General features: G+C 41.1%; 12 protein-coding genes. 10 read left to right on the top strand and 2 right to left on the bottom strand.

All coding sequences use genetic code 11. The annotated features are described in order from the left end of the window. Window positions 1–80: 80 nt before the first annotated feature. The 3 genes from MHI60_RS08780 to MHI60_RS08790 all read left to right on the top strand — a co-directional run bounded on the left by MHI60_RS08780 (window position 81) and on the right by MHI60_RS08790 (window position 3,211). Window positions 81–1,292 carry an FtsW/RodA/SpoVE family cell cycle protein gene (locus MHI60_RS08780; protein WP_048237750.1) on the top strand — a complete coding sequence of 404 codons (1,212 nt, stop codon included), beginning with the start codon at window positions 81–83 and terminating at the stop codon, window positions 1,290–1,292. 110 nt (window positions 1,293–1,402) lie between these two features. Beyond that, the gene (gene nfsA, locus MHI60_RS08785) at window positions 1,403–2,152 is read left to right on the top strand and encodes an oxygen-insensitive NADPH nitroreductase (protein ID WP_095409856.1); all 750 of its coding nucleotides are present in this window, start codon (window positions 1,403–1,405) and stop codon (window positions 2,150–2,152) included. Between the two features lie 54 nt (window positions 2,153–2,206). Then, window positions 2,207–3,211, top strand: a complete 1,005-nt coding sequence (locus MHI60_RS08790; RefSeq protein WP_342502682.1) for an LLM class flavin-dependent oxidoreductase — start codon at window positions 2,207–2,209, stop codon at window positions 3,209–3,211. Window positions 3,212–3,527: 316 nt separating this feature from the next. Here MHI60_RS08790 and MHI60_RS08795 read toward each other — a convergent pair whose 3' ends face one another. Next, window positions 3,528–5,954 (bottom strand): S8 family serine peptidase, encoded by a 2,427-nt coding sequence (locus MHI60_RS08795; protein WP_144483954.1) that lies wholly within the window; start codon window positions 5,952–5,954, stop codon window positions 3,528–3,530. Window positions 5,955–6,454: 500 nt separating this feature from the next. Here MHI60_RS08795 and MHI60_RS08800 point away from each other — a divergent pair, with 500 nt between their 5' ends. The 4 genes from MHI60_RS08800 (at window position 6,455) to MHI60_RS08815 (ending at window position 10,738) form a co-directional block, all read left to right on the top strand. After that, window positions 6,455–6,733 (top strand): hypothetical protein, encoded by a 279-nt coding sequence (locus MHI60_RS08800; RefSeq protein WP_144483951.1) that lies wholly within the window; start codon window positions 6,455–6,457, stop codon window positions 6,731–6,733. Between the two features lie 52 nt (window positions 6,734–6,785). After that, complete coding sequence (locus MHI60_RS08805; protein ID WP_144471813.1) at window positions 6,786–7,619, top strand: PRD domain-containing protein; 834 nt, start codon at window positions 6,786–6,788, stop codon at window positions 7,617–7,619. A 253-nt stretch (window positions 7,620–7,872) separates the two neighbouring features. Then, a complete protein-coding gene (locus MHI60_RS08810) occupies window positions 7,873–9,261 on the top strand; it encodes a sucrose-specific PTS transporter subunit IIBC (protein WP_095409852.1) in 1,389 nt (462 codons plus the stop codon). 19 nt (window positions 9,262–9,280) lie between these two features. Further along, window positions 9,281–10,738, top strand: a complete 1,458-nt coding sequence (locus MHI60_RS08815) for a sucrose-6-phosphate hydrolase (RefSeq protein WP_144483949.1) — start codon at window positions 9,281–9,283, stop codon at window positions 10,736–10,738. A 179-nt stretch (window positions 10,739–10,917) separates the two neighbouring features. On the opposite strand, the gene MHI60_RS08820 is transcribed toward MHI60_RS08815, so the two are convergent. Next, window positions 10,918–11,124, bottom strand: coding sequence for a hypothetical protein (locus MHI60_RS08820; RefSeq protein ID WP_144483946.1), 207 nt, complete (start codon window positions 11,122–11,124; stop codon window positions 10,918–10,920). A 520-nt stretch (window positions 11,125–11,644) separates the two neighbouring features. Between MHI60_RS08820 and MHI60_RS08825 the strand changes: the two genes are divergently transcribed. The 3 genes from MHI60_RS08825 to MHI60_RS08835 all read left to right on the top strand — a co-directional run bounded on the left by MHI60_RS08825 (window position 11,645) and on the right by MHI60_RS08835 (window position 14,722). Continuing rightward, on the top strand, window positions 11,645–12,727 hold the full coding sequence (locus MHI60_RS08825) for an amidohydrolase family protein (RefSeq protein ID WP_144483944.1): 1,083 nt from the start codon (window positions 11,645–11,647) through the stop codon (window positions 12,725–12,727). Between the two features lie 181 nt (window positions 12,728–12,908). Then, a complete protein-coding gene (locus MHI60_RS08830; RefSeq protein WP_144483941.1) occupies window positions 12,909–14,249 on the top strand; it encodes an MFS transporter in 1,341 nt (446 codons plus the stop codon). 218 nt (window positions 14,250–14,467) lie between these two features. After that, entirely contained in the window at window positions 14,468–14,722 is a 255-nt protein-coding gene (locus MHI60_RS08835) for a hypothetical protein (protein WP_024423823.1), read from the top strand. The last annotated feature ends 48 nt before the right edge of the window (window positions 14,723–14,770 follow it).

Genomic DNA, 14,770 nt, shown 5'->3' on the forward strand with positions numbered 1-14,770 from the left:
TTAAGGTGAGTTGATTTTGTGAAAATTTCAATCTAATATAAATAAGGGCTTTTATGTTTTGTAATAAGGGTGGTTAGTTCATGAACAAGCAGAATACATCTCCTTACTATCAAGGAGATTTGATTTTTATATTTTTAGCCTTCTTTGCCATCAGTGTCATTGCGATTTATGCTGCGGGTCAATTTGGGCAGTATGGATCTAATGCATGGACCAGACAGATTATTTACTACATGGTCGGAGTTATATGTATTGTAGCCATAAATTACTTTGATTTGGAGCAATTAGAGAAGCTAAGTCTGTATATTTTTATAGGCGGCATACTGCTGTTACTTTTTCTGAAAGTTGCTCCTGCACAAATCGGAGGTCATGATTTTGCTCCAATTAAAAACGGGGCGAAAAGCTGGTTTGTGTTACCTGGAATAGGGACATTTCAGCCTTCAGAGTTCATGAAAATTGGTTTGATTATGATGCTCGCATCTGTCATCGGCAAGTCAAGCCCTAGAGGAAAACGGACATTAGAAGATGATATTTTCCTTCTATTAAAAATTGCCGGAGTGGCAGCTGTACCAGTAGGACTGATCTTCTTGCAGGATGCAGGGACGGCGGCGGTCTGTATGTTTATTGTTGTCGTGATGGTGTTTTTATCAGGGGTCAATTGGAAACTGATCTCTCTCATCGGTTCAGTGGTTGTACTATTGGTTGCCGCTGTGTTAGCCGTCATCATTCTCTTCCCTGATTTTGCGAAAACAATCGGCATTCAACAGTACCAAATTAACCGGATTACAGCTTGGCTGCCTGATAGCTCTACGTCAGCCAACCAAGCACAGACGCAGGATGCATCTGGATCTGATAAATATCAAGTGGAGCAGGCGATTATGGCCATTGGTGCAGGTCAGATTTTTGGGAATGGCATTAAAAACTTAAAGGTCTATGTTCCTGAAGCACAAACGGATATGATTTTCTCCATTATAGGTGAAGCCTTTGGCTTTATCGGCTGTGCGTTTGTTGTGATCATGTTCTTCTTCTTGATCTACCGGCTGGTCGTACTGATTGACCGAATACATCCTTATAGCCGATTTGCGTCATTCTTCTGCGTAGGATATACAGCGCTGATTGTGATCCATACGTTCCAGAACATTGGGATGAACATAGGCGTGATGCCGGTAACAGGGATTCCGCTCTTATTTATCAGCTTTGGAGGAAGCTCTGTCTTGTCCGTTCTCATTGGATTCGGGATCGCATATAACGCAAGTGTTCAATTAACGAAATATCAAAGTTATTTATTTAAATAAAACAGGTAAGGGCAGTCTAAGCATAGGCTGTCTTTTTTTATGCGAGTTTTAATTTTTGAAAATCCCTATGTCTTTGCCTTATGATAGAAGAAGTGAAGGAGGTCTTCGAATTGAATAAAACGATAGAAACCATATTAAATCATCGATCCATCCGTTCGTTTACAGACGAGCGTTTGACAGAAGAAGAGGTGCTGACACTAATCAAAAGTGCACAGGCTGCTTCGACATCAAGCTATGTACAGGCGTATAGTATTATTGGTGTGACAGATCAGGAGAAGAAGGCCAAGCTTGCTGAACTGGCTGGGAATCAGCCATACGTTGAGAAGAACGGGCATTTCTTTGTCTTCTGTGCAGACTTGAAACGCCATGATCATATTGCAAAAAAAGCAGGGAAGAATCATCAGGAGGCGCTTGAGAATACGGAAGCCTTTCTCATTAGTGTCATCGATGCGGCATTGGCTGCACAAAATGTCAGTGTTGCTGCAGAATCAATGGGACTTGGGATCTGCTATATTGGCGGACTGCGTAATCAGCTGAGAGAAGTCTCTGAAGTGCTTGAAACGCCTTCTTATGTGCTGCCGTTATTCGGTCTAGCTGTTGGTCATCCAGCCAGCCAGTCGTCACAAAAGGAACGGCTGCCAGTTGAACTCATATATCATGAAAATTCATATCAGCAAGATGAAGCGCATGTGGATCGTTATTTAAAAGAATACGACGATCGTATTTCGGCATATTATGAAGAACGAACAAACGGCGAGAGAAAAGATACTTGGTCTGAGCAGATGCTGCGAGGCTTTAGTCAGCCAAAGCGTGCCTTCCTTGGAGAATTTGTGAAAGAGAAGGGCTTTAATCGAAAATAAATAAGAAATCCCCCTTTCCATTTAAGAGAGGGGGATTTCTGTAAGAGGTGCAGCATGATGAAATTAAGTATACTGGATCAATCTCCTTTGATTGGAGACGCAACGCCTGCTGAAGCACTGAAGCAGACGGTTGAACTGGCGAAGCAGGCGGAAAAGTGGGGCTATCACCGTTTTTGGGTATCAGAACATCATTTTTCTAATCGGCTTGCAGGATCTAGTCCAGAGGTGCTCCTCGGGCATTTATCAGCCGTTACGTCGCACATACGCATTGGCTCTGGCGGCGTCATGCTTCCCCACTACAGTGCCTACAAAGTAGCAGAGAACTTCAGGGTTCTCGAAGCACTGGCTCCTGGCAGAATCGATCTTGGAATTGGACGTGCTCCTGGTGGTATGCCCATTTCCTCCATTGCCCTTCATCATGGTGAGCGAAAGCGTCTAGGCGACCAATATCCAGAGCAGGTAGAAGAATTGAAGGTCTATTTACATGACCTAGCGGATGAATTTTACCCGCTGCCTCATTTGACTGCTTCTCCGAAGATAGAGACTGCGCCGGAAGTATGGATGCTTGGTTCTTCTGGAGGGAGTGCAAGGCTTGCGGCGAAAGCAGGTGCAGGCTACACGTTTGCTCTTTTTATTAATGGTGAAGGCGGAGAAGACTCTGTGGCGCAATATATCAACCGATTTGAACCTTCAGTATTTGGTGATAAGCCGCGTGTTAGTCTGGCAGTTTTTGTTTTATGTGCCGAAACAGAGGAGCAGGCAGAAAAACTGGCTGTCAGCTTAGATTTATCTTTACTCGCCAATGAACAGGGTCTGAATCTTAGCCGTTTTCCTTCATATGAAGAAGCTCGGGGCTATTCCTACAGTCCATATGAACAAAAACGAGTGGCTGCCAATCGTCAAAGGATGGTCGTTGGAACACCAGCATCTGTGAAAAAGCAGCTGACCACACTCGCGAAGGCTTATCGGACAGATGAATTGATCGCAGTGACCATCACACATGACATGCAAGACCGGCTCACATCGTATCGTTTATTAAAAGAAGTATTTGATGCATAACGTATGTATATTTATCGTCCACGCAGCCAATAAAAGGGGAAAAGAAGTATCATGGTGAGGAAGAAGGCGGCTGACACGAGCAGGCTGAGCGGGTAGATACACGAAGTATAAACAGACAGCTCGCATGCTTGATGAAAAGGACGAGGCTGTTTCGTATGTAAAAGGCTTAGAAAATAAACCAAGGTGATCGTCAGAAAAAAAGCAGTAAAAAAAGAAACGATCCATAGCAATATCAAAATTTCTCTTTCCTCCATATATGATCGAAAAGCCTTGATGAGCTTATCCGCTCATACAAGGCTTTTCTTGTGATTCACATTTATTCAGGGTAAATTTCGAAAGGTTCCTTCGTTTGTACGGTATCTGATTTTCCTTTCAAACTTGCATAAGCAAGCATTGTATACTCACCAGCTTCAAGCTTCTGGCCTTGATTGATTGTGCCATTCCATTTTACGCGGTGCTCGCCTTTATCAACATGTTGATAAACACCAGCTTCACCTAAATACTCTCCATCTGTCGAGTAAACAAGGAATGCAAGGTTCTCAGCGCCGCCAGGCAGATAGCTGCTAATGACATAGCTTCCAGCACGGTTGTCAGGCTCTACGGAAACAGAAGTGACGCGCGGATAATCTGGCTCTTTCACAATCAATAAAGTAGGGATTTCTGTGACCTTTTTGCCATTTTCGCGAATGGTGATGCTGCCTTGGTACGTGCCTTTTTTGGTTTTTCCGTAATTCACCTGTACTGCGGAAGTAAAGGATCCAGTGGAATTCCCTTTGACGGTGATTTTTTTCGTTCCGTTTGTACTAATGCCGCTGCCATTGAATTTGTAATCAATGGTATACGTTTTCGGTGCTTTTGAAAGGTTTTCTACCTTAAATTTCTTCGTTTTGATTTGAACACCTTTTTCCTTTAAGAAAGTGCCGTATGAATAGCTCGCATCAGAAACGATAGAAGATGCTTGAAGTGATTCGATGATACGAACGCTGCCTGTTCCTTGTGTGTTATGAGGGAATGGGCTGCCATTTGCGTCAAATAGTTTTTCTGCTGTATTCATCAGCAATGCTTTGATTTGTTCAGTTGAGTACGATGGTTTTGCTTGTTTAATGATCGCTGCAACTCCTGCCACATGCGGAGATGCCATACTTGTTCCTTGTTTAGAACCATATCCGTAAGGATGAGAAGGATCATGCGTTGGGATCGTACTCACAATGCTGACACCGGGTGCTGATAGATCAGGCTTAATCATCCACGTATCCACAACCGGTCCGCGGGATGAGAAGTCAGCGACTTGCTCACTAAGTTCTTTGACAAATTGAATGGAGAAAGCCGTTGTATCGTTTCCAGCCTCAATGGCTTTCACAAGCGCTGTTCCTTCAGCTTTTGACAGCTTAATTGTAGGAAGTGCGAGACCTGGTACATCGACTGGAATCTCTCCATCGATATTGTTATACATCACAACGCCGATTGCACCAGCGGCTTTTGCATTGTCGACTTTATCCACAAAGGCAATAGCACCACGTTCAATCACGGCCACCTTTCCTTTAACATCAATGTTGTCAAATGCCTTTTCGTCACCGATTCCTGCTTGGACGAGTGTGACTTGTTTTTGGTCAAGCGCTTTTAAATCACTCTCTTGGTAGTAGCCCATGACTTTTGCAGTAGAATAATTCGGGAATTTCACATTGTAAAGGCTGTACGGAAGCTGAGTTGCCCCGACAGAAATGGCCTCTCTTGACGTGCCGGGAGAACCGACAGTCCAGTTATTAGGACCGCTGTTTCCATTCGAAGTAACAGCCACAACACCTTCAGACATGGCCCAATCAAGTGCGATGCTCGTTGCATAATCAGGGTTATTGACACTGTTTCCAAGAGAGAGGTTCATGACATCTGCTCCGTCAGTAACAGCCCGGTCGATGCCTGCAAGAACGTTCTCAGTTGTTCCAGATCCACCTGGTCCAAGTACACGGTATGCAAGAAGCGTGGCATCCTTTGCGACACCTTTAATTTGTCCATTTGCTGCAATCGTTCCTGCGACGTGGGTCCCGTGATCTGTGGATTCACCTCTAGGATCTCCTTTAGGTGTCTCTTGCGGAGAATAATCATTATCAACAAAATCATAGCCTTTGTATAAACCGAAGTTTCCTTTTAAATCTGGGTGGGTATAGTCTACTCCAGTATCAATAACAGCGACTTTGACCCCTTTTCCAGAATAGCCGGCATCCCATGCTTTTGGTGCACCGATAAATGGAGCGCTCTTATCCATAAGCGGGGAGACATCTTCGTTTGGAAGCTGGATGCTTTCCTTTTTCACTTCATCGGTTTTATATGTAACATCCGGATAAACGGCTTTTACTCCATCAACTGCGAGCAGCTTCGGGATTTCGTTTGCAGGAAGTTTCATAGAGAAACCAGAGAAGACTTTTTCATATTCTTGACGAACACTCGCTTTATCTACCTCTTTGAGTGCTGCGTTCTTTACTTTTGTTCGAGATTTTTTGAGGGAGGCTTTTGTTTGTGCTTCGCCTTCTTGCTTGGCTTCAACTAAGGATTTTTCCTTTAATTCAACAATGACAGTGGTTTGTTTTTTCGAGTTGACATTGATTTCACCGAAGATTTCTGCTTTTTCTAGTTCCATCTTTTTGTTAGATGGAGCAGCAGCAGCCTGTTGACCGGTAAAGAATGTGGATAAAATAAAAATAGTGGAGAACAATAGAACAGAAGAACGAGATATGACCTTTTTCATTAATTTTCCCCTTTCTAGCTGTGTTTTTAGGGAGATAGCCTTTCTTTTTGTGGATAAATAGGAAAGATTCACTGCCCGTTATTAAGTATTCAATACGTTGAAAACAATTCCTTTACTAAAATGGTCTTATTTTACATAGTTATAAAGAACTATTTTGTTTATAAAGTCGCACTTATGCACAAATGTCTGTTGATAACTCGATTATTCAGATACATATATGGAAAATAAAAAATGAACTTACACAAAATCTAGTAAGAGGGTGTTGATATGTGGATAAACCCTGTTGATAAGGTGTGCTTATCTTTGGGATAGCGTGTGCATAAAATTTTCATTGGAACATCCAAGTACATGATGATCTTCTGCACTTTTCAACAAAACTTCTGAAAACTAGTTGGTTTTTTCACCCAGATTGTGACAAACCTCTCTTTTTTCTCGGGATATGATAGGAGCAGTTGTTTTGCTAGAGCTGCTAGATTCTAAGAAAAGCGGAGGGATGTTCAGTGAAGAAATTAAAAAACTGGTTGAGCGTATGGTTTGGTTTCATGATGAATGTGCTTGTGAACCCTGGTGTGATGATGAAACAGCAAGGGTTTCAGGCGGCCGCGGTGGATGCCGGATTCTTTCAAGTAGTGAAAGAGAGAGAGCTGGAGAAGCTGGCAGAAGAACATAAGAAGAAACGCAGGGCAGAGATGGGGTTTACTCAAAGTCTGATGATGATTGAAGAGAAGGCGATGCGAGAGGCGCGTGCTGGTCCGCTCTTACCTTTACAGAAAAAGTGAAACAGGGTAAAATCCCACATAAGAAATGTTATCTGCTGGGAGAGGATACCCCTTGAAGATATATAAAATATTGAATAACAACGCAGTGGTTGTGAAGGAGGATGATCAGGAGAAAATTGTGATGGGACCCGGAATTGCTTTTCAGAAGGGGAAAAATGACGTCATTCCTCTTCAAAAAATAGAGAAAATCTTTGTTGTGCGTGAAGAAAATGAGAAATTCAAACAAATTCTTGCCACATTGCCAGAGGCGCATATTGAGGTGGCAGAGCATATCATCAGTTATGCAGAGGGGAAACTCATGATGCCGCTCAGTGATCACATCCACATATCACTGACTGATCATTTGTCCTTCGCCATTGAACGCCTTCAAAAAGGCATTGTGTTATATAATAAATTGCTTGGTGAGATCAAAGTCTTATATAAGCAGGAATATGAGATTGGAAAGTATGCCATTCGTTATGTAAAGGAGCGGCTTGGGGTTGAACTGCCGGACGATGAGGCAGGATATGTGGCACTTCATATTCATACGGCCAAAATGAATACGGAGTCCATGAAAAAGACCGTGAAATATACAACGATGATTAAAGAAATGATCGAGCATATTGAAAGCTATTTTCAGCATTCAATTGATGAGGATAGTATTTCCTATCAGCGGCTTGTGACACATTTGAGGTATGCATTAGGCAGGTTGGAATCGAATGAGGCATTTCAAATCATGGACGATGACATGCTGATTTTTATCCAAACAAAGTATGATACGGCTTACCGGTGTGCACTTGGACTCGCTGAACTGTTAAAAGATGAATATGGACTTCATCTCCCTGAATCGGAGATCGGCTACATCACGCTGCATGTCCAGCGTCTGCAGGAAGCCGAATTGGTTTAATTGTGATGCCTGCATGCAGGCTTTTTTTTATGCACACTACTCTTATTAGTGTATATGGGTCATTGGATTTGAAAAAAGAGGTTGACGATGTCACAGTCTTATACTATGATGAAAGCGTCATCAAAATTTGATATCGCGGGATTGTGACTGTCAGGCAGGCAAGACCTAAAATTTGCGTAACGAGGGGACGTGTATGTCCTTTACTCGTTGGTGAATTTTAGGTCTTTTTTGCTTTAAAAAAGGGGGAGACAACTTGAATTATCAAAAAACAGCCAAAGAATTAACAAAACTGTTAGGCGGCAAAGAAAATGTCATTAGTGCTACGCATTGTGCAACAAGACTCAGATTGGTGGTGAAAAATGAGGATTTGATTGACAAAGATGCCATTGAAGAACTTGAAGGTGTGAAAGGGGCTTTCTCAAGTTCAGGACAATTTCAAGTCATTTTTGGAACGGGATCTGTCAACAAAGTGTATGAACCATTTGCTCGTGAGACTGGTCTTGAGACCGGCGACGAGAAACAAAAGCCTGTCAGCCATGATGAAGCAGTGAAACAAAAAATGAATCCACTTGCGCGTTTTGCAAAGACATTATCGAATATTTTTGTACCAATCATTCCAGCAATTGTTGCGAGCGGTTTATTAATGGGTCTCTTAGGTATGATGAAAGCTTTCAAATGGGCTGACCCAAGCTCTGCGATCTTCCAAATGCTTGATATGTTCTCAAGTGCAGCCTTTATCATTTTACCGATTTTAATTGGGGTCAGTGCAGCGAAAGAGTTTGGCGGAAATCCGTATTTAGGGGCTGTCATTGGGGGAATTATGATTCACCCGAATCTGCTTAATCCGTGGGGATTGACGGAAGCAAATCCAGAGTATATGCATTTATTCAATGTTGATATTGCTCTTCTTGGTTACCAAGGGACGGTCATTCCAGTGTTATTGACTGTGTATATCATGTGTCTTGTTGAGAAGAATTTAAGAAAAGTCGTTCCGAACAGTATTGATTTACTTGTGACCCCATTTGTGACGGTAATTGTCACTGGATTTGTGACGTTTATTGCAGTTGGACCGCTTGGAAGAATGCTTGGTACAGGGATTTCGAATGCACTGACGTTTATTTATGACCATGCAGGGTTCTTAGCAGGACTCATTTTCGGCGGTGCTTACTCTTTAATTGTGCTCACAGGGGTTCATCATAGCTTCCATGCGATTGAGGCAGGATTGCTGAATGATATTGGGCGTAACTATTTGCTGCCGATCTGGGCAATGTCCAATGTCGCCCAAGGCGGGGCAGGATTGGCTGTCTTTTTCCTAGCCAAGCGTGCAAAAACAAAAGAAATTGCCCTTCCTGCTGCCTTCTCTGCTTTTTTAGGAATTACTGAACCTGTCATATTCGGTGTAAATCTCCGCTATCGTAAACCATTTATTGCGGCGATGATCGGAGGCGCATTGGGCGGGGCATTCGTCGTTTTCACGAAGGTAGCCGCCAATGCTTATGGTTTAACAGGCATTCCGATGATTGCGATTGCAGCACCATTCGGTGTTCAGAATGTGGTCAATTATGTGATTGGTATGTTAATCGCTGTTGCTGTTTCATTTATTCTCACCATCATTTTTAAAGTAAAAGAAGTCGAAAAATAATCAAGGAGTGGTCACAGTCATGACAACAACTGACGCAGCACTTCGTCAAAAGATAGCAGACCGTATTCGAAACTATGAGCATTTGGTCAAAAAGGATGTGTACCGGCAGCATTTTCATTTGATGCCGCCAGTTGGTCTTTTAAATGATCCGAATGGGTTGATTCAGTGGAAAGGAACTTACCACGTCTTTTATCAGTGGCAGCCATTCAAAACGGGGCATGGTGCAAAATTCTGGGGGCATTATACATCGACAGATCTAGTCAATTGGCAGCACGAAGAAGCCGCTCTTGCCCCAAGTGATTGGTTTGATCAAAACGGCTGTTATTCTGGCAGTGCATTTATAAACAATGGGCAGATGCATGTGATGTACACTGGAAACGTTCGGGATGAACAAGGGAACCGTGAGACGTATCAATGTTTAGCTGTTTCAGAGGACGGTATTCACTTTCAGAAAAAAGGTGTCGTGGCGACGCTGCCGGAAGGATTCACCGCCCATTTTCGAGATCCAAAGGTATGGAAGCGAAATGGCCAGTGGTACATGGTCCTTGGTGCACAAAGCTTAGACCTGAAAGGACACCTTGTCTTATTTACCTCTGATACGTTAGAAAATTGGACGTTTCAAGGCACGATTGCAGGCAGCGGAAAGAATGGTTTAGAAAATTTTGGCTATATGTGGGAGTGTCCAGACCTGTTTGAATTGGACGGCCGGGATGTATTGATTGTGTCACCGCAAGGGCTCAAGCCGGATGGCTTAAAATATCACAATACACATCAATCAGGCTATTTTGTTGGTACATTGGATGATCACTCCTATCAATATACACACGGAGCGTTTGAGGAGCTTGACCGCGGTTTTGACTTCTATGCGCAGCAAACCTTTCTAGATGAATCAGGCAGACGCCTTTTAATCGGGTGGATGGGGGTCCCTGATCAAGGAGAAGAGCATCATCCGACGATTTCTTATCAATGGATACACTGCCTCACGATCCCTAGAGAGCTCCGTTTAGATGATGACGGACATCTCATTCAAAAACCAGTAAGTGAACTCCAATCCATGCGGACCAATGAACAAGAGCATATTTTTCATATTAAACGTTCTGTTCATTCCATCCCTGTAGATGATATTACGAGCGCAGAGGTATTCATTGATCAAATTGACACACAAAAAGGGTTTGAATGCTGTATCCGTGCAGCTGCACGCATCATCTATGATAAAGAGGAAGGGAAGCTGACATTAGAGCGGGATCGATTTGAAGATCGATCAAAGGAAGTTCGTGAAGCAGCAATAGAGGAATTACACGATCTTCATATTTTTATTGATTCATCGTCGATTGAGATTTTTGTAAACGGAGGCCGAGAAGTTTTTACTGCACGTTACTTTCCTTCCCCGGGAAATAAATCGATCTCCATTAGTGGAAGAAATGAAACAAAGCTGAAATTGAAGACATGGCATTTACAAAAAGAAGCAGGTCGTTGATCCGTATCCTACAAGTGATGATCAATATGATGTGAAATTGAAAGAGAAAGATGCGATGTAGAATACATTTCTCTATCAGATAAGCGAGGTGCGGGAAATTGGGTACCCCAATACCGCATCCTCATTTTCCTTGTTAAATTTTCAGCTGAAATTTTTCCACCCTTTCCTGCAAAAGTACATTATCCAAATTTAACTTCAATCATATCAGCCCGTTTAAATAGTTCTGCTTCTTTTGACCAATCAGTTTTGAAAACTAACATAGCCTTCCTCAGGATTAATCGATGTTTTGACGTTATTAGCTTCTTCAGCCAAAGAAAGCCTTGCATCTTATTCCACTGATCATAAGTGGAATTTTTATTTTCATTGTTTTTTTGCTTTTTGACCAATGGTAATCACACCGTCTACATCTCCCTCGCCATCAATTCATTATTTTTTCTCGATAACTATCAGTTAAAGCGATTTTTCCCATGTGCTTCACTGTTCGTTTTACTTTATCTTATGTTCTTTATAAAAAAGGTTTACTTTATTAATTATGAGTGATAACATACATTTAAATTATTGGTAATAAACATTACTTTTATATAAAATATAGTAATGTTTATTACACAAGATAAATAATGGTGAGGGGCGGGGCGCTCTGTCTCTAAAACGGAAGTTGTCGAAGATAGGGGTTGCGTCATTAATTCCATTTTTGAAAGCGCTATCTTATCGGTGTGTATGGCAGTGAACAGATTAAAAATTCTACTTAGTTGATTGTTTCCACTATCCAAAAAGAAGAGGATGTATGTTGGTCAGTGATTTAGCACCAGTGGTTGGATGTTATCAAGGCATGTAAAGAAGTTGCTTTTGCAAACAATGAAATAAATTAATCTATTAAATCAATAGTAAGTTAAGGGGTGTATTTGCATGGGAGTATGGAATTTTAAAGGCGGTTCTATTTGGTCAGAAAAGGGGTTCATTCCAAATCAGTCTACAAGCATCACAGTTACTCATGAGGATGATAGGGATATTCATTTATCTGAATCTAGCTTAATTGTACCGGGACTAGTCGATTTTCATTGTCATGTATGGGCACCAGGAGCAGAGATTGGTGTGACAGATAAACAATATCTCTCCTCAGGAGTAACTACAGTTGGGGACGCAGGTACTTTTGGCTATGACGGATGGGAGGAAGCAAATCGTTACTGGGAAAACAGCCCGTTAACAGTTCGTTCTTGGTTATCAGCTTTACCAGAAGGGCTAACCAATCACCCAAACCCTAACCCAACCAAGCCAGAAAGTATTTCGTTGGATCGAATTGTTGAAGTAGCATCTTTAGCTGATGATTGTTTATTAGGAATTAAGATTCGCTTAGGTCAGGTGGACAAAACGACTGATCGGTCTTTATTACGCTTAGCAAGAGAAGCAGCCGATCGAACTGATTTACGAATGATGGTTCATTTAACTGAAACTCAACTAGATATTGAAGAGGTAACACAATATTTTAATAAAGGAGACATTCTCACTCATCCATTTCAAGGAAGGGATGGAAACGTGTTAAATACCGCCGGGAAGGTAAAAAAAGAATTTCTAGCTGCAGTAGAAAGAGGAATAGTATTAGATATCGGTCACGGTAGAAAACACTTTAATTGGAATGTTTTTTATAAATGCTTAGCTGAGGGAATTAAACCAGATACGATCAGTACAGATTTAACAAGCGCGTCATGGAGAAAATACCCTGTTTATAACATGAGCTACATCATTTCTAAAATGATTGTAGGTGGACTGTCTCTAGATGAAGCTTTTAGAGCAGTTCTGGTAACAGCTCCTAAATTGTTAGGAATTGACGATTTTACGTTTACTCCACATCACCTTGTTGTTCTAGATTCTACTTCTACAGAGACTGCTTTTCCCGATGTAGATGGAGATACCGTATTAGGTAACATTAATTATCAACCGAAACATTTAATTTTCAACGGTAAACCAGACATTGAGAGCAATATCAGTTGAAAATAAACATTTTTGACACGATGAAAGAAAGTTTTCATTTTGTTCGCTATCTTGAGGAAACAACAGAAGAGTAAATGGAGATACTCTTACACATCTTACAGAACCGTAAGAGTATCTCTTTATTTTCTAAATGTAAGCGTTATCAAAATTTCTTTTTATTATTTTAAAAGGAGGAATTTGAATGGAAAATTCTCAATTGAATTTCGAAAAGATGACGATTCGAAAGGTGACACGAAGAATTATCCCGTTACTATTTTTACTCTATATTATTTCTTATCTAGACAGGGCAAATGTGGGATATGCTGCATTGGAAATGAATGAAGCATTAGGACTAACAAGTAAAATGTTTGGTCTTGTGACAGGTATTTTTTTTATTGGTTATTTTCTCTTTGAAGTACCAAGTAATATTTTAATGCAAAAATTTGGGGCAAGGGTTTGGATTACTAGGATTCTCTTTACTTGGGGAATTATTTCTATGGCAACTGGGTTTGCTCAGAATGCTACCCAGCTCTATATCATTAGATTCCTTCTTGGAATAGCAGAAGCAGGTCTATTTCCTGGCATTATACTATACCTTACTTATTGGTTCCGAGCTAAAGAAAGAGCAAGTACAATTGCGATGTTTATGACAGCAATCGCAGTTTCTTATATTATAGGAGCTCCCGTTTCTACCTTAATTATTGATCATATTCATTGGATGAATGTGCCTGGATGGCGTTGGATGTTTATTATCGAAGGCGCCCCTGCTGTTATTTTAGGGTTTGTTACATATTTCTACTTAACAGACCGGCCAGAACAAGCAAAGTGGTTAACAGCTGAAGAAAAAAATTGGTTGATGTCAGAATTAAGAAAGGACGAGGAGCTAAGAGAAAAGCAAGGCCAAAAAACCTCTAGTCATAAAACGGCCTTGACTGATCCTAAACTGTGGTACCTCTCCTTAATTTACTTTGTATATACTGCAGGTACACTGGGCGTTGGTTATTGGATGCCTCAAATTATTAAAGGATTATCTAGCTATTTATCAAACACCCAGATCGGCTTCATTGCTACAATCCCTTACATTATTGCTTCAATCGTCATGAATTACTGGTCAAGACGCTCAGATCGCACTGGTGAAAGACGTATACACACAGCTTTACCGTTACTCGTAGCTGGTTTAACGTTACTCAGTGTAGGAATGGTGGCCAATCCATTTATTGCAATGATTTTCATCACCATTTCATTGGCAGCCATGTATTGTTTTAAAGGTCCTTTTTGGTCATTACCAACTATGATATTGAGTCCAGCCACAGTAGCTGTTGGAATTGCAGTCATTAATTCAATTGGAAATCTAGGAGGGTTTGTTGGCCCTTATGCAGTTGGATGGCTAAAAGATTATACAGGAAAAATGCAAGCCGGTTTGATTTTCTTAAGTATTATTTTAATAATCGCTTTTATTTTAGTATTCGCTATGAAATTTGAGCCAAAAAGAACTGCCTTAAAGAGTCAGAAGGAAATAGGGGAAATCCGGCTTGAAAAATAATTTCTCTACAATCTGAGCAGATCAATGATCTGCTTTTTTCTAGTGAGATCAGCCTGTATCTTAAAGCCTATAGCGTGTATATACAAGGTTGGCCTAAAGCGGTTTGATGACGTTTTACATATATGATAGCAGGTGGAAATATGGTATCATTTTAAAATATATACAGCTGAGGCTGACGTTTATCCAAATGCGGTAGGACAAAAAAAGGGGTTGTTTACTTGAATTCAAAACAGCAGCCGACGACTAGAAAACGCTTGGAGACAATGGCAGATCATGTTGAAGATAAACGTGAAGAATATAAAGAATTGCTCATTCAAGTTCAATCTATTCTCGGTGAACCTTCTTTAGAGCAGGAAGAAGTGAAAGAGAAGCTGTCAGATACGTATAAACAAATGAAAGAATACGCTTTATTTGTTGAATCCATTGAAGCCTTTATTCGAAAAATGGCGAAAGAGTCCGATCAGCAAAAATAGGCATTCATGTATGGATAAAAGAGTGTACCTGCGTGCGGGTACGCTTTT

Origin of the sequence: Bacillus sp. FSL K6-3200 (genome assembly GCF_038630485.1) — a bacterium.
GTDB lineage: Bacteria > Bacillota > Bacilli > Bacillales > Bacillaceae > Bacillus > Bacillus safensis.

Excerpts from the sequence above, each read along its gene's own strand:
- MHI60_RS08780 (WP_048237750.1), top strand. The coding sequence starts at position 81 with ATGAACAAGCAGAATACATCTCCTTACTATCAAGGAGATTTGATTTTT.
- MHI60_RS08790 (WP_342502682.1), top strand. The coding sequence starts at position 2,207 with ATGATGAAATTAAGTATACTGGATCAATCTCCTTTGATTGGAGACGCA.
- MHI60_RS08795 (WP_144483954.1), bottom strand. The coding sequence starts at position 5,954 with ATGAAAAAGGTCATATCTCGTTCTTCTGTTCTATTGTTCTCCACTATT.
- MHI60_RS08815 (WP_144483949.1), top strand. The coding sequence starts at position 9,281 with ATGACAACAACTGACGCAGCACTTCGTCAAAAGATAGCAGACCGTATT.
- MHI60_RS08825 (WP_144483944.1), top strand. The coding sequence starts at position 11,645 with ATGGGAGTATGGAATTTTAAAGGCGGTTCTATTTGGTCAGAAAAGGGG.
- MHI60_RS08830 (WP_144483941.1), top strand. The coding sequence starts at position 12,909 with ATGGAAAATTCTCAATTGAATTTCGAAAAGATGACGATTCGAAAGGTG.